Genomic DNA, 19,136 nt, shown 5'->3' with positions numbered 1-19,136 from the left:
AACAGGCGAATTCTTCACTTTTGGCGCTCAAAATACTGCGTTAAGCTTATACATAAACCCAAGTTGCCACTTATTGTGGGCAAAGACGCGGTGAGATACAACCGAACCGCCCCATGTAGGGTCAATTCTTACTGTGACAACAGGAGTCAACCGTGGTGCCATTTTTTGATAAATCACAAACCGTCGATAAGGCAAGCGCGCTGCCTGGCCGCACCACGCCAATGCCTGTCGCAACGCTCAACGTGGTCACCGAACACTCGATGACCCAGGTGCCGGCAGGCATGGAGGTGGCGATCTTCGCCATGGGCTGTTTCTGGGGCGTCGAGCGCCTGTTCTGGCAGCAGCCGGGCGTCTACAGCACCGCCGCCGGCTACAGCGGCGGCTACACGCCGAACCCGACCTACCGCGAAGTGTGCAGCGGCCAGACCGGCCATGCCGAAGTGGTGCGCGTGGTGTTCGATCCGCAGGTCGTCAGCTACAAACAGCTGCTGCAGGTGTTCTGGGAAAATCACGATCCGGCGCAGGGCATGCGCCAGGGCGGCGACGTCGGCACCCAGTACCGCTCGGCGATTTACACGCTGAGCCCGGAGCAGCAGGCCGAGGCGGAGAGTAGCCTGCAGCGCTTTCAGCAGGCGATGGACGCGGCGGGCGACAAGCGCGTCATTACCACCGAGATCGCGCCGGCGCTGCCGTTCTATTACGCGGAAGACGATCATCAGCAGTACCTGTTCAAAAACCCGGAAGGCTACTGCGGCCTGGGCGGCATCGGCGTTTGCCTACCGCCGCAGGGCTGATCCGATGCCGGCCGGCGGCACTTTTTTAACCGCTGGCGGCCCCTGTGGGGCAACTGCTATACTATGCGGGCCGCTTCTGCGGCCCGATAGCTTCCCTTCTGGTTGTTATCGCTGCTTTTTTTACTATGTACTACCCTTCCTCAAGAGCGCCGGCATCCCGTCGGCACGTATGGATAGATTATGTTAAACAGTATTTTACTGATTCTTTTTCTGATCGCGGTGAGTGCGTTTTTCTCACTGTCGGAAATCTCTCTGGCCGCCTCGCGCAAGATCAAACTGAAGCTGATGGCGGACGAAGGCAACATCAACGCCGCCAGAGTGCTTAAACTGCAAGAAACCCCAGGCATCTTCTTCACCGTGGTGCAGATCGGCCTGAACGCCGTGGCCATCCTCGGCGGTATCGTCGGCGACGCGGCTTTTTCTCCCACTTTCAAGGTGTTGTTCGATCGTTTCCTGTCGCCCGAACTGGCGGAACAGGTCAGCTTCATCTGCTCCTTCGTGCTGGTGACCAGCCTGTTTATCCTGTTCGCCGATTTGACCCCGAAGCGCATCGGTATGATTGCACCAGAGACGGTCGCCGTCCGGATCATCAACCCGATGCGTTTCTCCATCATGATCTTCCGCCCGCTGGTGTGGTTCTTCAACGGCATGGCCAACCTGATCTTCCGCATGTTCAAGCTGCCGATGGTGCGTAAAGACGACATCACCTCCGACGATATCTACGCGGTGGTGGAAGCCGGCGCCCTGGCGGGCGTGCTGCGCAAGCAGGAGCACGAGCTGATTGAAAACGTGTTCGAACTGGAATCGCGCACCGTGCCGTCCTCGATGACCTCGCGCGAAAGCGTGGTGTACTTCGATTTGCGCGAAAGCGAAGAGAGCATCAAGGAGAAGGTCTCGACCCATCCGCACTCCAAGTTCCTGGTGTGCGACGGCCATATCGATCAGGTGGTCGGTTACGTCGATTCCAAAGACCTGCTGAACCGCGTGCTGGGCAACCAGAGTCTGGTGCTGAGCAGCGGCGTGCAGATCCGCTCGGCGCTGATCGTGCCGGATACGCTGACGCTGTCCGAAGCGTTGGAAAGCTTCAAGACCGCCGGCGAAGACTTCGCGGTGATCCTCAATGAATATGCATTGGTGGTGGGCATCATCACCCTTAACGACGTGATGACCACGCTGATGGGGGATTTGGTCGGCCAGGGCCAGGAAGAGCAGATCGTGGCGCGCGACGAAAGCTCATGGCTGATTGAAGGCGGCACGCCGATCGATGACGTGATGCGCGTGCTGGATATCGACGAGTTCCCGCAGGCGGGCAACTACGAGACCATCGGCGGCTTTATGATGTATATGCTGCGCAAGATCCCGAAACGCACCGACTTCGTCAAATACGCCGGCTACAAGTTCGAAGTGGTGGATATCGACAGCTACAAGATAGACCAGTTGCTGGTCACCCGGCTGAGCGACAAACCGACGGCGGTACTGCCGAAGGCGCCGGAAGATACTCCAGCGGCTTGACGGCAGCCGGCAAAAACATCAGCGGCCCCATTGGGGCCGCATTTTTTTACCGCTGTCAGCGAGGTGTTACCCCATCTCGGTCTGCAACAGCAGCACCTGACGGTTCACTTCAGACATCACGCTGAAATGGCGCTTATCGCGAATCTTCGGCGGCAGGATTTTCCCCTCGTCGAATTCAAATGCGCCTACGTCCTTGATATACAGCCTTCCGCGAAACAGGGTCTTAACGTACTTTGCCACTTTCAAAGGGTTATAACGCTGGAAGATTCTCATTCTTTTACGCTCCTCCCGTTGATCCATGCGCTCAGCGAGCCGCCAAAGGTGGCAGCCTCGAAATTCAGAACGCAACTTGATTGCATGTAGTAGACCCAGTAAAGACCAGAACGTTCACTTCTGCCCGGATATCTACGCTGGATTTACACTTTTTGACAGAATTGTATATGATAATTTATAACGTTTTCAGTATATCCCTTCAAAATCTGATGATTAGCGAACCAAGGGAAAATCTGCGATCCGGTTAACAGGACAGACCTCTTATCACATCCTATGCTTTAGGCTGTCGAAGTGCTGTCGCACAAATTCCCCCCATTACAAGGAGAAAGCATGAAAACAAGTCGCATGCTGATGGTATCCCTGCTGATCGCCCCGCTTTTCGCTTCCGCGCACAACTTCCAGCTCCAGCAACGCGTGGCGCCGGTTGGCGTCAGCGACAAAGGAGAGCTCAATTACGCTGACGGTAATTTTAGCTACCAGAACTGGAACAGCGCGCAGCTCAGTGGAAAAGTGCGAGTGATACAACATATTGCCGGCCGCAGTTCCGCCAAAGACATGAACGACCCACTGATTGAAGCGATCAAGAAGGCGAAGCTACCACACGATCGTTACCAAACGACGACAATCGTCAACACCGACGATGCCCTGATGGGCACCGCGATGTTCGTGCGCAGCAGCATTGAAGATAGCAAGAAGGAGTTCCCGTGGTCGCAGTTTATCGTCGATAGCGACGGTAACGTGCGCAAGGCCTGGGATCTGCAGTCGAAAGGCTCTGCTATCGTGGTGTTGGATAAGCAAGGGCGCATTCAGTTTGCTAAAGACGGCGCGCTGACGCCGGAAGAGGTGCAGCAGGTCATGTCCAAACTGCACCAGCTGTTGGCGAACTAACTCAGAACAGCGACACCCGGAAGCCGGGGTTGAGGAAAGATTCACGCGGGGTATAGAGCAACGGCTTGCCCTGCCAATCGTGAATTTGCGCCCCGGCAGCCACCGCCACCGCATGCCCTGCGGCGGTATCCCAAATGTTGGTCGGCCCGAAGCGCGGATAAAGCTGCGCCTTGCCTTCCGCCACCAGGCAGAACTTCAGCGAGGAGCCGACGGACATGGTCTGGTGCTCACCCAACTGCTGCAAATAGTCTTTCAGTTCGTCGTCACTATGCGAGCGGCTCACCACCACCAGCGGCGGATGCGCGTTGCTGACGCCGATCGCCTGCCGCACGCCCTTCTCTTCTTTCCAGGCCTTGCCGCGCTCCGCCAGATACAACACGTCGATCGCCGGGGCGTACACCACCCCCATCACCGCTTGCCCGTCTTCAATCAGGGCAATATTGACCGTGAACTCACCGTTGCGGTGCAAGAACTCTTTAGTGCCGTCCAACGGATCGACCAGCCAGTAACGCGTCCAGTTGCGGCGCTCTTCCCACGCCGGCGGATCTTCTTCAGACAACAGCGGCACCTCCGGCGTCAGCGCCGCCAGGCCGCGCTTGATGATATGATGCGCCGCCAGATCGGCCGCCGTCACCGGTGAGTCATCTTTTTTCTGTGCGACATCAAGCGGTTGTTCACCGTCGTACACCGCCATGATCGCCGCCCCCGCCTCGCGGGACAGTTGGCAAATTCGCTCTAACATCATGCACCTCAACTCTGCATCTCCGTGGGAAATTTCCCTCTGTCTCTGCTAGCAGACTAGTTTTTTTTACGCCGAATATCCATCTCAACCGGCTAAGCCCAAGGAATTCCTCAGATCTTGTTGGGCACAACTGTGAACTTCCCCGCGTTACCTGCCGCCGTTTTCTGCCACACTTCACAGTTTGCTGTGGCAAGCAGTGTTAATTACATTTCCCTCTGCGATAACACTCGAATAATGGAATGGAGAGAGCCCAAAATGAAGAAGCATCCCCTGACGCTGTCCGCGCTTGCGCTGCTGGTGTGCGCCTCGGCGCAGGCGGCCACCGTCGACCTGCGCGTGCTGGAAACCACCGACCTGCACAGCAACATGATGGACTTCGATTACTACAAGGACACGCCGACCGATAAATTCGGCCTGGTGCGCACCGCCAGCCTGATCCAGCAGGCGCGCCAACAGGCTACCAACGCAGTGTTGGTGGACAACGGCGACATCATTCAGGGCAGCCCGCTCGGCGACTACATGGCGGCCAAGGGGCTGAAACCGGGCGACGTGCACCCGGTCTATAAGGCGATGAACACGCTGAACTACGTGGTCGGCAACATCGGCAACCATGAGTTCAACTACGGGCTGGACTACCTGAAGAACGCCATTGCCGGCGCCAAATTCCCGTACATCAACGCCAACGTCATCGACGCCAAAACGCAAAAACCGCTGTTCACGCCGTACATCATCGTCGATACGCCGGTGAAAGACCGCGACGGCAAGGCGCATACGCTGCGCATCGGCTACATCGGCTTCGTGCCGCCGCAGATCCTGGTGTGGGACAAGGCCAACCTGCAGGGCAAGGTAACGGTGGACGACATCACCGCCACCGCCAAACGCTACGTACCGGAAATGCGTAAACAGGGCGCCGACCTGGTGGTGGCGATCCCGCATTCCGGGCTATCCAGCGAGCCTTACAAGGCAATGGCGGAAAACTCGGTCTACTACCTCAGCCAGGTACCGGGCATCGACGCCATCATGTTCGGCCACGCCCATGCGGTGTTCCCGAGCAAGGACTTCGCCAACATCAAAGGCGCGGATATCGATAAGGGCCTGCTGAACGGCGTACCGGCGGTGATGCCGGGCCAATGGGGCGATCATCTCGGCGTGGTCGACCTGCAGCTCAACAACGATAGCGGTAGCTGGAAAGTGACCGCCGCCAAAGCGGAAGCACGGCCGATCTACGACAAAGAGAACAAGAAATCGCTGGCGGCGGAAGACGCCGCGCTGGTGAAAGTGTTGGCGGACGATCACAAGGGCACGCGCGAGTTCGTCAGCCAGCCGATCGGCAAATCCGACGGCAACATGTACAGCTACCTGGCGCTGGTGCAGGACGATCCGACGGTGCAGATCGTCAACAATGCGCAGAAGGCCTACGTTGAACATTACATTCAGGGCGATCCGGATCTGGCCGATCTGCCGGTGCTGTCGGCGGCGGCGCCGTTCAAGGTCGGCGGCCGCAAGAACGATCCGGCCAGCTTCGTCGAAGTGGAAAAAGGCCAGCTCACCTTCCGCAACGCCGCCGATCTCTATCTCTACCCCAATACCCTGGTGGTGGTGAAGGCCAGCGGCAAAGAGGTGAAAGAGTGGCTGGAGTGCTCCGCCGGCCAGTTCAACCAGATCGACGTCAACAGCGCCAAGCCGCAGGGCTTGATCAACTGGGACGGTTTCCGCACCTATAACTTCGACGTGATCGACGGCGTCAACTACCAGATCGACGTCAGCCAGCCGGCGCGCTACGACGGTGAATGCCAGCTGATCAATGATAAGGCGGAGCGCATCAAGCAGCTGACCTTCAACGGCAAGCCGATCGATCCAAACGCCACCTTCCTGGTTGCCACCAACAACTACCGCGCCTACGGCGGCAAATTCGCCGGCACCGGCGACAAACATATCGCCTTCGCTTCGCCGGATGAGAACCGTTCGGTACTGGCGGCCTACATCAGCGCCGAAACCCAGCGGCACGGCGCAGTGCACCCGCAGGCGGACAACAACTGGCGTTTGGCGACCTTCAGCAGCCAGCAGCCGCTGGATATCCGCTTCGAGACCTCGCCGTCGGACAAAGCGACGGCGTTTATCAAGGAGCACGCTCAATATCCGATGACCGCCGAGGGCAATGACCGCATCGGCTTCGCGGTCTATCGCATCGATCTCAGCGCGAAATAATCACCCGGCCGGGGCAATTCCCCGGCCACCTTCTCTTCGATTTTCCCACTGGCGCGCCCTTTAAATTGCATTTAAAATGCATGTTATAAAATTCCTTCGTTTAAAGAGGCACTACCATGGATTACCGCAATCAATCCCTTGGCGCACTCGCTATCGCCATTCCTCGGGCATCCCGTCTGTTTCGCCAGCATCAGCTGGATTTCTGCTGCGGCGGCCGGCAATCGCTGGCACGCGCCGCCGAGCGCAAAGGGCTGGACATCGACCAGTTGGAGAACGCGCTGGCCGCACTCGCCGCCACGCCGGAGCCAAGCCGGGACTGGCGCACGGCGCCGCTCGGTGAGTTGATCGATTACATTCTGCCGCGCTTTCATCAACGGCACCGCGAGCAATTGGCCGAACTGGTGCTGATGGCGGAAAAGGTCGAACGCGTCCACGGCGACAAGCCCAGCTGCCCGCGCGGGTTGGTGAAGCAGTTGAACCTGATCCGCCTGGATCTGGAGAATCACATGATGAAAGAGGAGCAGATCCTGTTCCCGCTGATCAAACAGGGCATGGGGCCGCAGGCCGCCGGACCGATCTCGGTGATGGAGCATGAACATGACGAGGCGGGTGAGCAGCTGGAAGTGGTGAAGTTCCTCACCGATAACGTCACGCCGCCGGAGGGCGCCTGCACCACCTGGCGAGCGCTGTACACCGGCATCGACGAGTTCATCGGCGATCTGATGGAGCACATCAGCCTGGAAAACAATCTGCTGTTCCCGCGCGCGCTGCGCGGCGCATAAAATAAGGGCGCCACGAAGGCGCCCGGAGCAATCCTCGGTGGGATTACAGGATTTCCAGCAGTTCGACGTCGAACACCAGCGCGCTGAACGGCGGGATGGACGCGCCTGCGCCACGCTCGCCGTAGGCCAGGTTGTGCGGGATATACAGCTGCCATTTGGAGCCGACCGGCATCAGGGTCAGCGCTTCGATCCAGCCTGGGATCACGCCGCTGACCGGGAATTCTGCCGGCTGACCGCGCTCGACCGAGCTGTCGAACACATCACCGTTGATCAGACGACCGGTGTAGTGCACACGCACGCGATCCTGACGGGACGGGATTGGGCCGTTGCCCTGCTCCAGCACGGAGAACTGCAGGCCGGACTCGGTCAACGTCACGTCGTCGCGCTTGGCGTTGTCGTCCAGGAATTTCTGGCCTTCAACGGCCATCGCCTGCTGGCGCTCACGGCGCACCGCGTCCGCACGCTCGTGGATTTCACGCAGCGCACGGTGCACCACGTCTACCGGAACCGCCGGGGCATTCCCTTCCAGCGCGTCACGCAGGCCCGCCAGCAAAGCTTCCGGTTGCAAACCTTCCAGCCCGGACTCTTGCAGCTGCTGGCCGACCTGTAAACCAATCCCGTAACTTGCTTGCGCTTCAACGCTGTCAAAAGAAGGGGTTGTCATGGGGTTTTCCTTAAGTCTGTAAAAAGTCGAAAGCGCAGCATAACAGCGCGTCAATGCCGGGTAAAATCTTGTGTGGAGAATGATGACTTTTGTCGTAGAAAAAGAAACAATAACCTTCTGTTAACGCCCGCAGCCGCAAACCGCGGTTCTGCCGCTCAGCTGCCTTTCGCTTCAATCAGTTAGCGGACTATACTGAAAGCAGGATATCGGGCAGGCGAGGCGCTTGCCGCGCCGCGCTAATTACTACGCCGTCGAAGAGAGGTCACCATGGGCAGAATCGCGCCCAGGAGAAGGAAAACCACCCGCATCTACCAGCCGCTGCTGCGCACCTGGCTGAATGTCAGCCAGCGCCTGAAACCGGGCGCCGCACCCACGTCTGAAGGCGCGGAACCGCCATCGGAGCCACCGCCGGCCAACGACAAAATGCAGCAGGTCAAAGCGCTGCTGGCCAAAGTCTGGCATCTGCCGGACGGTTTCCATTGGATGGAGCCGCTGCCCTACTTCCACCGCCGCTGGGTGCTGATCTTCGGCATCATCCTGCTGCTGGCCCTGCTGTGGCCGTACTCGCCCGAAAGACAGCCGTTCCCGGTTTCCCAGCAGGAAACCAGCGTGCCGTTGCAGGCCGATCTGCAAAACGGCGGCACCACGTCTGCCAACGAACCAACGCCGGCGGGCAACTGGCAGCGTTATCAGATCCAGCCCGGCCAGACCCTGGCCCAGCTGTTTCGCGACAACAATCTGCCGGTGAATGAAGTGTTCGCCATGGCGCAGGTGGAAGGCGGCGACAAGCCGCTGAGCAACATGAAAGCCGGCCAGGAAGTGCGCATCGAACGCGACGCCAACGGCGTGATTAACGCGCTGTCGGTCACCACGGTGGACAACAGCCAGGCGCTGTTCCGCCGCCAGGCCGACGGCAGCTACCGCCGGGAACGCTAATCCCTACAGCTGCGCCAGCAAAAACTCGCGCAGCACCACGCCCTGGTTGTGCTCGGTATCTTTGCTGCCATACAGCAGCGTCAGCGCTTGCCCCTGCCGTAACAACGCCACCAGCGGCTGCCAGGCGTCGTTGGCCGCCAGCTGTTGGCGATAACGCGCCTCGAAGACCGCCCACTGGTCGGTATGCTGATGGAACCACTTGCGCAGCTCATCATCCGGCGCCACCTGTTTCAGCCACTGCACGCCCGTCAGCCGCGCCTTGCTGATGCCGCGCGGCCATAGCCTGTCTATCAGATAACAGTGTTCCGGCGCCGGCGCGCTGAAATCGTAAACCCGCTGTAGCGTAATCTTTGCCATCGCACGCTCTCCTTTTTATCCCGTCTTCAAGCGTAGCGCGTTTTGCCGGGCGCAGAAAAGCAAAACGCCAGCGCGAGGCTGGCGTTTTAACCGGGTTAACAGCAGCGTAAATTACGCTTCTGCAACCACAACTACATTCAGCTGTGCGAACACGTCGCTGTGTACCTGGAAGTGCACTTCGTGCTCGCCAGTAGTACGCAGAACGCCGTTCGGCAGACGAACTTCGCTCTTGGCAACTTCAACGCCTGCCGCAGTCACTGCGTCAGCGATGTCGCGGGTGCCGATAGAGCCGAACAGTTTACCTTCGTCGCCAGATTTGGAAGCGATGGTCACTGAACCCAGTTCGTTGATCTTGGTTGCGCGAGCTTCAGCAGCAGCCAGAACGTCAGCCAGTTTGGCTTCCAGTTCAGCACGGCGTGCTTCGAAGAACTCAACGTTTTTCTTGGTAGCAGGAACAGCTTTGCCCTGTGGTACCAGGAAGTTACGAGCGTAGCCCGCTTTAACGTTAACTTGATCACCCAGGCTGCCCAGGTTTGCTACTTTATCAAGCAGAATAACTTGCATTACCTTATCCTCTCAAAGTCGTTAATGGACAGTGGCCGATTACTGATGACGATCAGTGTACGGCAACAAAGACAGGTAGCGCGCGCGCTTGATAGCACGGGCCAGCTGGCGCTGATATTTTGCACGAGTACCGGTGATACGGCTCGGTACAATTTTACCACTTTCGGTGATGTAGTTTTTCAGCGTAGCGATGTCTTTATAGTCAATCTCTTGAACGCCTTCCGCGGTGAAACGGCAGAACTTGCGACGACGGAAATAACGTGCCATTTGGCTAGTCTCCAGAATCTATCAATTCAATCTGCTCGGCATGCAGAACCAATTTGCTCAGCCCGTTGCGCCCTTGATGGCAGCTTACAAAGCCTTGCACGGTAATCTGACTGCCGACCGTTAATCTTTGAGTTAGTGCTTGTGACTGTTGTCCGCTGACAACCACGGGCATTCGGCACCATGCTTGTCTGCTGAATCCGGCTTCCGTCTGCTGCGAACGGTGCTCTAGCACAAATTGGCAGTGCGGTATCCCGGAAGGACTCACTTTTCGAACCGGCGCCTTGCACACAGTGCCCGACAAAACCAGACGATTAGCCGTCACGGCGGCAATTACTCTTCAGAATCCCCAGCATCTGCATCATCTGCGGTTTCGTTAGCGAAGTCTTCGCGGCGATCGCCACGACGTTCGTCTTTCGCTTTAACCATCGGAGATGCTTCAGTTACCGCGTGCTTAACGCGCATAACCATGCTGCGGATAACGGCGTCGTTGAAGCGGAAGTTAGTTTCCAGCTCATCGATCGCTTCCTGCGGCGCTTCAACGTTCAGCAGAACGTAGTGAGCTTTGTGCAGTTTGTTGATCGGATAAGCCAGCTGACGGCGGCCCCAGTCTTCCAGACGGTGAATCTGACCTTGCGCGTTAGTGATGGTAGCACTGTAACGCTCGATCATGCCCGGAACCTGTTCGCTTTGGTCAGGATGGACCATAAAAACGATTTCGTAATGACGCATCGAATTGCTCCTTACGGATTATTCAGCCTCCTGTCAGGGTCAACCGCGGCCCATGGAAGCAAGGAACGTGTTTAGTGTGCGGCTGAAAAATGACGCGTAATCATACTGACGCAGGGCGGGAAACTCAAGGACTGCGTGGGTTTTATTCGCGTTAATGCAAGGCGCTATGGGAAATAGCACGATTTGCTCGTGGGAGAACCTATGTACGCCGATCCATCGGTTTCAAAAATCTTTCAATGAAATCAGCGCTGAGTCACAAATCTATTTCACTTTTTTTGAAAGAGGCCATCAAAAGACCCCGCTTTTTAATCCGCCGCAACGGACTAAAATTAACCATATCCGCCGCAGACAGCGCGACGAAAAAGATTCCAGGTTATTCAATGCAGATAAATGACTTTTTGCCGCAGCGACACTCGCTGTCAGGCCGTAACGGCAAAAAGTAAGAGAGGCACTATGAAACGCATCATTCTCGCGACGGCGCTGGCCGCCCTGTTCTCCGCCAACGTGATGGCCGCGACGGAGATTACCTCGCACCAGGCCGATCAACGCCAGAGCGTCGGCTTCGTCACCCTGAACCAGAACGTGGTTTCACCAGATGACGCCAGCAGCCAGGTCAGCAAAATCGCCGATCAACGCGGCGCAAGCTCTTATCGCATCATCGCCCTGCACGAACCGGGCGACAACAGCACGATGCACGTCAGCGCCGAGCTGTACCGCTAAAAACACACGCCACGCCAGGGAAATCCCCAGGGCTTCATCAGAAAGCCCGTTCAGTCCGCACCGGAGCGCCGCCCGTTGGGCGCTCCGCTTCCCTCATCAGAATTTGAGCAGCGCCGGCATGCTGAACGCCTTGCCCGGATTGTGCAATTGCAGCGCCGTCCGCAGATAGTTCGTTCGCGTTTGCAGCAGCTCTGCGCTTTCCGTCAGGGTCGCCCGCTGCTCGAACGAGAGCGTACCGGCAGCCGCGGAGTGAATAGGCGCCGCTTTCGGCGCGGAGGCGAACAGCGCCGTCATGTTTTGCACTGTCTGCGCGGTGATGCGCGACAGCGGATTCGCCTTGTTTTGCCGCGCCTTGCCGTCGGCGGCCCCCAACATCTCGCTGAAGGCCGCTGAGTTAAGCTCGGTGCGCGCTTTCATCGTTCCCATGAAACCGGCCGTACTGCCGATGTTTTTTATCATGCCCTCTGCTCCTTGCTGCCCTGAAAGAATTCACGCTGACATTCTCCCCTTCATTCGGCCAAACGATGGCCGAAACAGCCCGCACAGATCGGTGCAATTCCAGGCATCGCGCCCGGCGGTGCATCACAGTTCACGGAGGAAAAAGTCGGCCGTGGCGGACAGCGCCAGCGGCGTGATGCGGTGCTTCACCCCCGGTTCGATGAGCGACGTCAAACGGCCGTCCGCGCCTTGCTGCCTCAGTTCAGCCGCCAAACGCAGGCTGTCCGCCGCCGGCACCACGTCGTCCGTCTCGCCGTGCCACAGCAGCAGCGGCCGCCCGGCGATCGCCGCCAAACGCCCTTCCAGCTCATACTCCGCCAGCACGGCCGTGCGCGCCGCAAACGCTGGCGGCGAGAGCGCCTCGCCCTCTTCGCCCAACGGCGGATACAGCGTTTGCGCCAGCGCACGGTAATAGCCGGAACCCATCAGGCTGGCGGCCGCCCGGATCCACGGGAAGCGCGCGAAGGCGCCAAGCGCGGTCATGCCGCCCATAGAGGCGCCGGCGACACCGATACGCCCGTCGGCAATCAGGCCGAGCCGCTCGAAATGCGCCTTGATCTGCGGCAGTTCGTCGATATTGCTGCGCAGGATCTCCCAAAACGTAGCCAGACGCCGCGCCTCATCGCCGTCGAACCGCTCGCCGTGCCGATCGGCATCCGGCAATATCACCCGAAAACCGGCGCGCGCCAGCGCATAGGCGAAGTAGGCGTACACCTCTTTCGACGAGGTATAGCCATGACAGAAGAACACCGTCGGCAAGGGCCGCTGATAGTGCCCTGCGGGGACGGCATGGATCACCGCAATATCGCCCGCCCGCTCGTCATGAATTTCGATCATCCGTTCATCCTCAACTCACCTGTTGGCATTCATCATGACAAACTTGCGCCAGCCAGCGTTAGCTCAATCTGTTCCAGCTTATATTGCGTTACACTGAAGCCATCGTACCGGCTCTTTCGAGGTCACCATGACGCTTGTCCGCACACTCATTGCCTTGACGCTGGCCGCACAGCTTTCCGCCTGCGGCATCATGACCACCACGCCGAAACCGCCGCCACCGCCCACCGCACAGGCGCAGGAGATCGTCCGCGCACAGACCGCCGAGCTGGTGAAGATAGGTACCGTCACCGCCGTGGTGCGCGGCAGCCCGATGGACGTGGAAGCGGAGATCCAGCGCAAGGCCACCGGCGCCGGCGCCCGGTATTACGTGATCATCATGAACAGCGAAACCATCGTGCCGGGCCAATGGTATTCCCAGGCGATCCTGTATCGGTAAGGCGGGGATTTTTTAAGCAGATTTACACTGGCTTTGCACAGGCTGAAGTAGGGTATTGCACACTGTCGGACAGCATGCCGCATGTTGCGGGTGCGATTCAGGATCTGACGAAGGGGAACGCCATGAAACGCTCCACCGCACTCACCTCCCTCCTGCTTTCAGTAGGGCTGCTCAGCACCGGCGCACAGTCCGCCGAGCTGGCGCCCGCCGATCGCGTGACGCCGCTCAGTGAAATCGCCGAGATCACCTTTAACGATCTGCCCGGTTCACCGCAGGAGGCGGAGCAGGCCATCGCTCGCACCGCCGGCCAACACGGCGCCAGCTATTACCGCATCCTGCGGATGGAAGAACAGGCGCACCCGCTTGGCTGGCGCGCCTCGGCCATCTTATACCTTTAGTAGCTCATGCAAGCCGCATTCAACACGCCGCCGCTCACGGAGACGCCCCCCAGGAAAATCCCGGCGGCCAGGTGGTTCGCTTCGATCTTGTCGCTGATGCGTGGCATGTAGATCTTCACGGCCGCGAACAGCAGCAGTTGCACCACCAGCGCCACTACGCCCCACAGCAGGTAATCCAGCAGGCTGATCGAGTTGATCGCCGCGCTGGCCAACGGGATCACATACCCCAGGCAAGCGCCGATGAAAGCAAAGGCGGCGGATTGATTATCGGCCTTGATCAGCGCCCATTCGTCGTGCGGAGTGATGCGGGTATAGACGAACAGAAACACCAAAATCATGGCGAAACCGCTGAAGAAATAAGAGGCGAACGCCGCCAACGCGCTGAGAATATCCATGTGCATTTTCCTGTCAGAGTGAGGCTGAATTAAAAAGGTTTTCGCCGCCGCGCGCCACCCTTTTCCCTAACCGCCGATAGCGCGGTTGAGCAGCAGTTCGCACACCTCGGCCGACAGCAGGCTCTCGCCGCGGTGATCCAGCGTCAGGTGGCACCAGGCGTCGGCTATCTGCGGGCTGGCATGCTGCAGCAGCTGCGCGGCACAGCACAGGTCGAACAGCTGCTGGGTCAGCAGCCGCCCCATCTCTTCACGCGGTTGCCGCACACGCTGCTGCCACTGCCGCCAGGCGTGATCGAACAACCGATTCTGGCCGCGCACCGGCTGCAGCTCGAACTGCAGCATCTCGAGCGCGCCCGGCAGCTTGTGCAGGCTGCGCAACACGTCCAGACACATGATGTTGCCGGAACCTTCCCAGATGCTGTTAACCGGCATCTCGCGATACAGGCGCGGCAGCTCGCTCTCTTCGCAGTAGCCGATACCGCCCAGCACCTCCATCGCCTCGCCGATGAACGGCATGCCCTGGCGACAGATGCTGTATTTGGCCGCCGGGGTCAGCAGGCGGCTGTAGATCAGCTCGCCCTCATTGCTGCGGCTTCCCCAGGCGCGGGCCAGCCGGAACAGCAACGCGGTATGCCCTTCCAATCGCAGCGCCATGCGCGCCAAAACCTGGCGCATCAGCGGTTGTTCGATCAAGAGCTTGCCGAATGCCTGCCGCTGCAGCGCATGATACAGCGCCACCGACAGCCCGCGGCGCATCAGGCCGTGGCTGCCGAGCGAGCAGTCGAAACGGGTCAGGCCGCCCATTTTCAGGATATGCCGCACGCCGTCGCCCTCATCCCCCAACAGCCAGGCGGTGGCGTCCTGAAACTCTACTTCGCTGCTGGCATTGGAGCGATTGCCCAGCTTGTCTTTCAACCGTTCCAGGCGAATGGCGTTGCGGCTGCCGTCGGGCAAAATACGCGGCAGGAAGAAACAGGACAACCCGCCTTCGGCCTGCGCCAGCACCAGGTGCGCATCGCTCTGCGGCACCGAGAAGAACCACTTGTGCCCCACCAGCCGGTAGGCCTCACCCGGCCCGCGCGCACCGAGCGGCGCGGCGGTGGTGGTATTGCTCAAGACATCGGAGCCGCCCTGTTTCTCCGTCATACCCATGCCGATCAGCAGGCCGCGCTTTTGCCCGCCCGGCAGCAGATGAGCGTCATAACGATCCGACAGCAGCGGCGTCAGCCAGGAGCGAAACTCGGCCGGCAACGCCTGCAGCAACAGCGGCGTAGCGCCGAAGGTCATGGTCACCGGGCACAGCGTACCGGCCTCGACCTGCGCATGCAGCATAAAGCGCGCGGCACGCGCCACGAAGGAACCGATGCGCGCATCCTCCTGCCAGGGCAGGTTGTGCACCCGGTTGGCGATCAGCCCCTGCATCAGGATATGCCAGGCGGGGTGAAAGCGAACGTCGTCCAGCCGCTGGCCGGTGGCGTCGTAGCGCAGCAGCTCCGGCGGGTTGGCGTTGGCCAGGCGCCCCAGCTCCAGCGACTCCTGGGTGCCGAGCTGCTGGCCCAGCGAGGCCAATACCTCGGCGTCCCAGCCGCCCTGCTCGCGTTGCAACGCTTCGCGCAGCGGCGTATCGGAGAGAAACAGGTTGCTGTTGCCCAGCGGCTTGGGTTGGTTAAAAACGGTGTGCGTAGTCCAGACCATGAGAGTGCTCCCTGAGAAAAGCGTCAGGAGTAAGTATGGTCGGCGCAGAGATTTCTGCCGAAGGCGGGATCACAAGAGGGGGAATTAACGGGGGCTCAGGGCCCCCGTCAGGAGAATCAGCCGCGCTGACGCACCGCTTCGAACAGGCAGATGCCGGTAGCGACCGACACGTTCAGCGAAGAGACGGTCCCGGCCATCGGGATACTGATCAGCTCGTCGCAGTGTTCGCGGGTCAGACGGCGCATGCCTTCACCTTCCGCGCCCATCACCAGCGCCATCGGGCCGGTCATTTTGCTCTGATACAGCGTATGGTCGGCTTCGCCGGCGGTGCCCACCACCCAGACATTCATTTCCTGCAACAGACGCAGCGTGCGCGCCAGGTTGGTCACGCGGATCAACGGCACGTTTTCGGCGGCGCCGCAGGCCACTTTTTTGGCGGTGGCGTTCAGCTGGGCGGAACGGTCGCGCGGCACGATCACCGCGTGCACGCCGGCAGCGTCGGCGCTACGCAGGCAGGCACCGAGGTTATGCGGGTCGGTCACGCCGTCCAGCACCAGCAGGAACGGTGTCTCCACGCTTTCCAGCAGGCCCGGCAGGTCGTTCTCCTGATACTGGCGCCCTTCGCGCACCCGGGCGATGATCCCTTGGTGCACCGCGCCTTCAACCTTGTCATCCAGCCACTGGCGGTTCGCCACCTGGATCACGATGCCGGTCGCTTCCAGCTCGGCGATCAGCGGTTGCAGGCGGCGATCTTCGCGGCCTTTCAGGATAAACACTTCCAGGAAGCGTTGCGGATCGCGCTCTAACAGGGCTTTGACGGCGTGAATGCCGTAAATAATTTCGCTCATGATGCTCTTTTAAATTCGTGCGGCCGGCGATAACCGGCCGATGGTAACGATGTGCGGCAGGTTAAGCCTGCTCGGCACCTTTCTTCTTGGCTGCGCGTTTGGCTTTGGTCGCCGCCGCGATTTTCCGCGTTTTGTCGGACGCTTTCTTGGCTTTCTTCTTCGCCTTCTTCACGTTGTCCGCGGGTTTGGCGTCATCCTGCTTGCGGAAGGCGCTGTCCGGCTCGAAGTTGGCCGGCGGTTTGCCGCCGCGGCGCTTGCCGCGCCCCGCGCTACCGTTGTCGCGCCCCGCGCTACCGTTGTCGCGCAGCGTGCGCTGGCCCCCCTTCTTGGCGCGATCGCGCTCGGTTTTGCCTTCACCGCGCGCTTTGCGGGTGCTGGACACCAGCGCGAAGTCGATCTTGCGCTCGTCCATATGCACCGCGTCCACGCGGATCTCCACCGTATCCCCCAGGCGATAGACCGTGCCGGAAGACTCGCCGATCAGGCGCTGACCGATATTATCGTAGCGATAGTAATCATTATCCAGCGTTGATACGTGCACCAGCCCGTCGATGAACAGATCGTTCAGGCGCACGAAGAAGCCGAAGCCGGTCACGCTGGAGATGATGCCGCTGAACACTTCACCGACGTGATCCTGCATGAAGTCGCACTTCAGCCAGTCGGCGACGTTGCGCGTCGCTTCGTCCGCGCGGCGCTCGGTCATCGAGCAGTGTTCGCCCAGCTGCAGCATCTCTTCGAATTCGCTGTGCCAGCCGCCGGTCGGCGTCCAGCGCTCTTTCGGCTCGCCGTGTTCTTTGGCCAGCTGATATTTGATCGCGCGGTGCAGCGCCAGATCCGGATAACGGCGGATCGGCGAGGTGAAGTGGCCATAAGACGCCAGCGCCAGGCCGAAGTGGCCGCGGTTTTCCGGATCGTAAATCGCCTGCTTCATCGAACGCAGCAACATGGTTTGCAGCATTTCGTGGTCAGGGCGCTCGGACACTTCATCCATCAGCACCGCATAGTCCTTCGGCTGCGGCTTGTTGCCGCCGCCCAGCGCCAGCCCCAGCTCGCTCAGCACGCTGCGCAGCGCGGAGATGTGGTCGTCGCTCGGACGATCGTGCACGCGGTACAGCGCCGGCTCGTTGCGTTTCTCGACGAAGCGCGCGGCCGCCACGTTGGCCATGATCATGCACTCTTCGATCAGCTTGTGGGCGTCGTTGCGCACCGTCGGCTCCACGCGCTCGATGCGGCGTTCGGCGTTGAAGATGAACTTGGCTTCTTCGGTTTCAAACGCGATGCCGCCGCGCTCGGCGCGCGCCTTATCCAGCACCTTGTACATCGCGTGCAGCTCTTCCAGGTGCTTGACCAGCGGATGGTAGTGCTCGCGCAGCTCCTGATCGCCCTGCAGAATGTGCCACACCTTGTTATAGGTCAGGCGGGCGTGCGAGCTCATCACCGCCTCGTAGAACTTGGCCGTGGACAGGCGCCCCTGGGCGGAGATGGTCATCTCGCACACCATGCACAGGCGATCGACCTGTGGGTTCAGGGAGCACAGCCCGTTGGACAACACTTCCGGCAGCATCGGGATCACCTGCGACGGGAAGTACACCGAGTTGCCGCGGCTGCGCGCTTCATCGTCCAGCGCTGTGCGCGGGCGCACGTAGTAGCTGACGTCGGCGATCGCCACCCACAGGCGCCAGCCGCCGCCGCGTTTTTTCTCGCAGTACACGGCGTCATCGAAGTCGCGTGCGTCTTCACCGTCGATGGTGACCAACGGCAGCTTGCGCAGATCGACGCGGCCCTTCTTGGCCGCTTCCGGCACCTGCTCACTGAGATCGGCCACCTGTTTTTCCACCTGCGGCGGCCAGGTATGCGGGATCTCATGGGTGCGCAGCGCGATGTCCACCGCCATGCTGGTGCCCATCTTGTCGCCGAGGATCTCGACGATTTTGCCGACCGCCTTGGTGCGGCGGGTCGGACGCTGCGTCAGCTCCACCACCACCATAAAGCCCATGCGCGCGCCGCTGACGCTGTCAGCCGGGATCAGAATATCGAAGCTCAGACGGCTGTCGTCCGGCACCACGAAGCCGGTGCCGGCATCCATGAAGAAGCGGCCGACAATCTGGCTGGTTTTCGGCACCAGCACGCGCACGATGCGCGCTTCGCGGCGCCCTTTGCGATCCGCGCCCAAGGCCTGCGCCAGCACCACGTCACCGTGGATCGCCATTTTCATCTGTTCGGCAGACAGGTACAGATCGTCTTTGCTGCCTTCCACGCGCAGGAAGCCATAGCCGTCGCGGTGGCCGATCACCGTGCCGCGCAGCAGATCCAGACGTTCCGGCAGCGCGTAGCACTGGCGGCGGGTAAACACCAGCTGGCCATCGCGCTCCATGGCGCGCAGGCGGCGGCGCAGCGCTTCCAGCTGCTCTTCACCGCTGAGGCCCAGTTCGTTGCCCAGCTCTTCGCGGCTGGCCGGCGTTTCACGTTTCGCCAAATGGGCCAGGATATATTCACGACTGGGAATGGGGGATTCGTATTTTTCTGCTTCTCGTTCCAGGAATGGATCTTGTGACATTGCGGTTCCTCCGTTGTCATCAGCAGGATGACGTTG

24 protein-coding genes are annotated in these 19,136 nt (G+C 60.1%); 10 read left to right on the top strand and 14 right to left on the bottom strand.

Annotated elements, in window-relative coordinates; all coding sequences use genetic code 11:
• Positions 1-152 precede the first annotated feature (152 nt).
• Together msrA and ACUTSC_RS14385 are read left to right on the top strand one after the other, a co-directional pair.
• On the top strand, positions 153-794 hold the full coding sequence (gene msrA / locus ACUTSC_RS14390; RefSeq protein ID WP_043139288.1) for a peptide-methionine (S)-S-oxide reductase MsrA: 642 nt from the start codon (positions 153-155) through the stop codon (positions 792-794).
• Between the two features lie 180 nt (positions 795-974).
• Positions 975-2,306: a CNNM domain-containing protein gene (locus tag ACUTSC_RS14385; protein WP_197767103.1), complete on the top strand. Its 1,332-nt coding sequence runs from the start codon at positions 975-977 to the stop codon at positions 2,304-2,306.
• Between the two features lie 66 nt (positions 2,307-2,372).
• Here the strand turns inward: ACUTSC_RS14385 and ACUTSC_RS14380 are convergent, their stop codons facing one another.
• Positions 2,373-2,579 carry a DUF1107 domain-containing protein gene (locus tag ACUTSC_RS14380; protein WP_004933604.1) on the bottom strand — a complete coding sequence of 69 codons (207 nt, stop codon included), beginning with the start codon at positions 2,577-2,579 and terminating at the stop codon, positions 2,373-2,375.
• A gap of 330 nt (positions 2,580-2,909) precedes the next feature.
• On the opposite strand from ACUTSC_RS14380, the gene ACUTSC_RS14375 reads away from it, so the two are divergent.
• Positions 2,910-3,467 carry a YtfJ family protein gene (locus ACUTSC_RS14375; protein ID WP_197767104.1) on the top strand — a complete coding sequence of 186 codons (558 nt, stop codon included), beginning with the start codon at positions 2,910-2,912 and terminating at the stop codon, positions 3,465-3,467.
• Position 3,468: 1 nt separating this feature from the next.
• Here the strand turns inward: ACUTSC_RS14375 and cysQ are convergent, their stop codons facing one another.
• A complete protein-coding gene (gene cysQ, locus ACUTSC_RS14370) occupies positions 3,469-4,209 on the bottom strand; it encodes a 3'(2'),5'-bisphosphate nucleotidase CysQ (RefSeq protein WP_197767165.1) in 741 nt (246 codons plus the stop codon).
• A gap of 255 nt (positions 4,210-4,464) precedes the next feature.
• On the opposite strand from cysQ, the gene ACUTSC_RS14365 reads away from it, so the two are divergent.
• Both ACUTSC_RS14365 and ytfE read left to right on the top strand, forming a co-directional pair.
• A complete protein-coding gene (locus ACUTSC_RS14365) occupies positions 4,465-6,417 on the top strand; it encodes a bifunctional 2',3'-cyclic-nucleotide 2'-phosphodiesterase/3'-nucleotidase (protein ID WP_445653411.1) in 1,953 nt (650 codons plus the stop codon).
• Between the two features lie 116 nt (positions 6,418-6,533).
• Entirely contained in the window at positions 6,534-7,199 is a 666-nt protein-coding gene (ytfE, locus tag ACUTSC_RS14360; RefSeq protein ID WP_197767106.1) for an iron-sulfur cluster repair protein YtfE, read from the top strand.
• Between the two features lie 43 nt (positions 7,200-7,242).
• Here the strand turns inward: ytfE and fklB are convergent, their stop codons facing one another.
• Positions 7,243-7,863, bottom strand: a complete 621-nt coding sequence (gene fklB / locus ACUTSC_RS14355; protein WP_004933618.1) for an FKBP-type peptidyl-prolyl cis-trans isomerase — start codon at positions 7,861-7,863, stop codon at positions 7,243-7,245.
• A 267-nt stretch (positions 7,864-8,130) separates the two neighbouring features.
• Between fklB and ACUTSC_RS14350 the strand changes: the two genes are divergently transcribed.
• Positions 8,131-8,799: an OapA family protein gene (locus ACUTSC_RS14350; protein WP_047729278.1), complete on the top strand. Its 669-nt coding sequence runs from the start codon at positions 8,131-8,133 to the stop codon at positions 8,797-8,799.
• A gap of 3 nt (positions 8,800-8,802) precedes the next feature.
• Here ACUTSC_RS14350 and ACUTSC_RS14345 read toward each other — a convergent pair whose 3' ends face one another.
• The 5 genes from ACUTSC_RS14345 to rpsF form a co-directional block, all read right to left on the bottom strand.
• The gene (locus tag ACUTSC_RS14345) at positions 8,803-9,156 is read right to left on the bottom strand and encodes a DUF488 domain-containing protein (protein ID WP_033636795.1); all 354 of its coding nucleotides are present in this window, start codon (positions 9,154-9,156) and stop codon (positions 8,803-8,805) included.
• 111 nt (positions 9,157-9,267) lie between these two features.
• Complete coding sequence (rplI, locus tag ACUTSC_RS14340; protein WP_004933629.1) at positions 9,268-9,720, bottom strand: 50S ribosomal protein L9; 453 nt, start codon at positions 9,718-9,720, stop codon at positions 9,268-9,270.
• A gap of 39 nt (positions 9,721-9,759) precedes the next feature.
• Positions 9,760-9,987 carry a 30S ribosomal protein S18 gene (gene rpsR, locus ACUTSC_RS14335; protein ID WP_000135199.1) on the bottom strand — a complete coding sequence of 76 codons (228 nt, stop codon included), beginning with the start codon at positions 9,985-9,987 and terminating at the stop codon, positions 9,760-9,762.
• Between the two features lie 4 nt (positions 9,988-9,991).
• The gene (gene priB, locus ACUTSC_RS14330; protein ID WP_004933632.1) at positions 9,992-10,309 is read right to left on the bottom strand and encodes a primosomal replication protein N; all 318 of its coding nucleotides are present in this window, start codon (positions 10,307-10,309) and stop codon (positions 9,992-9,994) included.
• A gap of 8 nt (positions 10,310-10,317) precedes the next feature.
• The gene (rpsF, locus tag ACUTSC_RS14325; RefSeq protein WP_004933634.1) at positions 10,318-10,716 is read right to left on the bottom strand and encodes a 30S ribosomal protein S6; all 399 of its coding nucleotides are present in this window, start codon (positions 10,714-10,716) and stop codon (positions 10,318-10,320) included.
• A 236-nt stretch (positions 10,717-10,952) separates the two neighbouring features.
• Between rpsF and ACUTSC_RS14320 the strand changes: the two genes are divergently transcribed.
• Entirely contained in the window at positions 10,953-11,159 is a 207-nt protein-coding gene (locus ACUTSC_RS14320; protein WP_125863085.1) for a hypothetical protein, read from the top strand.
• A 10-nt stretch (positions 11,160-11,169) separates the two neighbouring features.
• On the top strand, positions 11,170-11,436 hold the full coding sequence (locus ACUTSC_RS14315) for a YdgH/BhsA/McbA family protein (RefSeq protein WP_004933636.1): 267 nt from the start codon (positions 11,170-11,172) through the stop codon (positions 11,434-11,436).
• Between the two features lie 96 nt (positions 11,437-11,532).
• Here ACUTSC_RS14315 and ACUTSC_RS14310 read toward each other — a convergent pair whose 3' ends face one another.
• Together ACUTSC_RS14310 and yjfP are read right to left on the bottom strand one after the other, a co-directional pair.
• Positions 11,533-11,895 carry a hypothetical protein gene (locus ACUTSC_RS14310; protein ID WP_197767107.1) on the bottom strand — a complete coding sequence of 121 codons (363 nt, stop codon included), beginning with the start codon at positions 11,893-11,895 and terminating at the stop codon, positions 11,533-11,535.
• Between the two features lie 123 nt (positions 11,896-12,018).
• On the bottom strand, positions 12,019-12,771 hold the full coding sequence (yjfP, locus tag ACUTSC_RS14305; protein ID WP_197767108.1) for an esterase: 753 nt from the start codon (positions 12,769-12,771) through the stop codon (positions 12,019-12,021).
• A 127-nt stretch (positions 12,772-12,898) separates the two neighbouring features.
• Between yjfP and bsmA the strand changes: the two genes are divergently transcribed.
• The gene (bsmA, locus tag ACUTSC_RS14300) at positions 12,899-13,207 is read left to right on the top strand and encodes a biofilm peroxide resistance protein BsmA (RefSeq protein ID WP_197767109.1); all 309 of its coding nucleotides are present in this window, start codon (positions 12,899-12,901) and stop codon (positions 13,205-13,207) included.
• Positions 13,208-13,329: 122 nt separating this feature from the next.
• A complete protein-coding gene (locus ACUTSC_RS14295) occupies positions 13,330-13,605 on the top strand; it encodes a YdgH/BhsA/McbA family protein (protein ID WP_033638652.1) in 276 nt (91 codons plus the stop codon).
• On the opposite strand, the gene ACUTSC_RS14290 is transcribed toward ACUTSC_RS14295, so the two are convergent.
• The 4 genes from ACUTSC_RS14290 to rnr form a co-directional block, all read right to left on the bottom strand.
• Positions 13,602-14,000 carry a DUF350 domain-containing protein gene (locus ACUTSC_RS14290; protein ID WP_015376394.1) on the bottom strand — a complete coding sequence of 133 codons (399 nt, stop codon included), beginning with the start codon at positions 13,998-14,000 and terminating at the stop codon, positions 13,602-13,604. The genes ACUTSC_RS14295 and ACUTSC_RS14290 overlap by 4 nt on opposite strands.
• Before the next feature lie 66 nt (positions 14,001-14,066).
• Positions 14,067-15,695 carry an isovaleryl-CoA dehydrogenase gene (locus tag ACUTSC_RS14285; protein WP_197767110.1) on the bottom strand — a complete coding sequence of 543 codons (1,629 nt, stop codon included), beginning with the start codon at positions 15,693-15,695 and terminating at the stop codon, positions 14,067-14,069.
• A 116-nt stretch (positions 15,696-15,811) separates the two neighbouring features.
• Positions 15,812-16,543 carry a 23S rRNA (guanosine(2251)-2'-O)-methyltransferase RlmB gene (rlmB, locus tag ACUTSC_RS14280; RefSeq protein ID WP_004933653.1) on the bottom strand — a complete coding sequence of 244 codons (732 nt, stop codon included), beginning with the start codon at positions 16,541-16,543 and terminating at the stop codon, positions 15,812-15,814.
• 61 nt (positions 16,544-16,604) lie between these two features.
• The gene (gene rnr, locus ACUTSC_RS14275) at positions 16,605-19,100 is read right to left on the bottom strand and encodes a ribonuclease R (RefSeq protein ID WP_445653410.1); all 2,496 of its coding nucleotides are present in this window, start codon (positions 19,098-19,100) and stop codon (positions 16,605-16,607) included.
• Between the last annotated feature and the right edge of the window lie 36 nt (positions 19,101-19,136).

This window comes from Serratia sp. TSA_105.2 (genome assembly GCF_052692115.1).
Note: the sequence above shows the minus strand (reverse complement) of the source record. Positions and strands in the feature narration are given on the sequence as shown.

Coding starts and splice junctions, on each gene's coding strand:
- ACUTSC_RS14345 (WP_033636795.1), bottom strand. CDS start 9,156: ATGGCAAAGATTACGCTACAGCGGGTTTACGATTTCAGCGCGCCGGCG.
- ACUTSC_RS14295 (WP_033638652.1), top strand. CDS start 13,330: ATGAAACGCTCCACCGCACTCACCTCCCTCCTGCTTTCAGTAGGGCTG.
- ACUTSC_RS14380 (WP_004933604.1), bottom strand. CDS start 2,579: ATGAGAATCTTCCAGCGTTATAACCCTTTGAAAGTGGCAAAGTACGTT.
- ACUTSC_RS14315 (WP_004933636.1), top strand. CDS start 11,170: ATGAAACGCATCATTCTCGCGACGGCGCTGGCCGCCCTGTTCTCCGCC.
- ACUTSC_RS14320 (WP_125863085.1), top strand. CDS start 10,953: ATGAAATCAGCGCTGAGTCACAAATCTATTTCACTTTTTTTGAAAGAG.
- rpsF (WP_004933634.1), bottom strand. CDS start 10,716: ATGCGTCATTACGAAATCGTTTTTATGGTCCATCCTGACCAAAGCGAA.
- rnr (WP_445653410.1), bottom strand. CDS start 19,100: ATGTCACAAGATCCATTCCTGGAACGAGAAGCAGAAAAATACGAATCC.
- rlmB (WP_004933653.1), bottom strand. CDS start 16,543: ATGAGCGAAATTATTTACGGCATTCACGCCGTCAAAGCCCTGTTAGAG.
- ACUTSC_RS14385 (WP_197767103.1), top strand. CDS start 975: ATGTTAAACAGTATTTTACTGATTCTTTTTCTGATCGCGGTGAGTGCG.
- ytfE (WP_197767106.1), top strand. CDS start 6,534: ATGGATTACCGCAATCAATCCCTTGGCGCACTCGCTATCGCCATTCCT.
- bsmA (WP_197767109.1), top strand. CDS start 12,899: ATGACGCTTGTCCGCACACTCATTGCCTTGACGCTGGCCGCACAGCTT.
- ACUTSC_RS14350 (WP_047729278.1), top strand. CDS start 8,131: ATGGGCAGAATCGCGCCCAGGAGAAGGAAAACCACCCGCATCTACCAG.
- ACUTSC_RS14310 (WP_197767107.1), bottom strand. CDS start 11,895: ATGATAAAAAACATCGGCAGTACGGCCGGTTTCATGGGAACGATGAAA.
- cysQ (WP_197767165.1), bottom strand. CDS start 4,209: ATGTTAGAGCGAATTTGCCAACTGTCCCGCGAGGCGGGGGCGGCGATC.
- rpsR (WP_000135199.1), bottom strand. CDS start 9,987: ATGGCACGTTATTTCCGTCGTCGCAAGTTCTGCCGTTTCACCGCGGAA.
- ACUTSC_RS14365 (WP_445653411.1), top strand. CDS start 4,465: ATGAAGAAGCATCCCCTGACGCTGTCCGCGCTTGCGCTGCTGGTGTGC.
- ACUTSC_RS14375 (WP_197767104.1), top strand. CDS start 2,910: ATGAAAACAAGTCGCATGCTGATGGTATCCCTGCTGATCGCCCCGCTT.
- yjfP (WP_197767108.1), bottom strand. CDS start 12,771: ATGATCGAAATTCATGACGAGCGGGCGGGCGATATTGCGGTGATCCAT.
- ACUTSC_RS14285 (WP_197767110.1), bottom strand. CDS start 15,695: ATGGTCTGGACTACGCACACCGTTTTTAACCAACCCAAGCCGCTGGGC.
- rplI (WP_004933629.1), bottom strand. CDS start 9,720: ATGCAAGTTATTCTGCTTGATAAAGTAGCAAACCTGGGCAGCCTGGGT.
- fklB (WP_004933618.1), bottom strand. CDS start 7,863: ATGACAACCCCTTCTTTTGACAGCGTTGAAGCGCAAGCAAGTTACGGG.
- ACUTSC_RS14290 (WP_015376394.1), bottom strand. CDS start 14,000: ATGGATATTCTCAGCGCGTTGGCGGCGTTCGCCTCTTATTTCTTCAGC.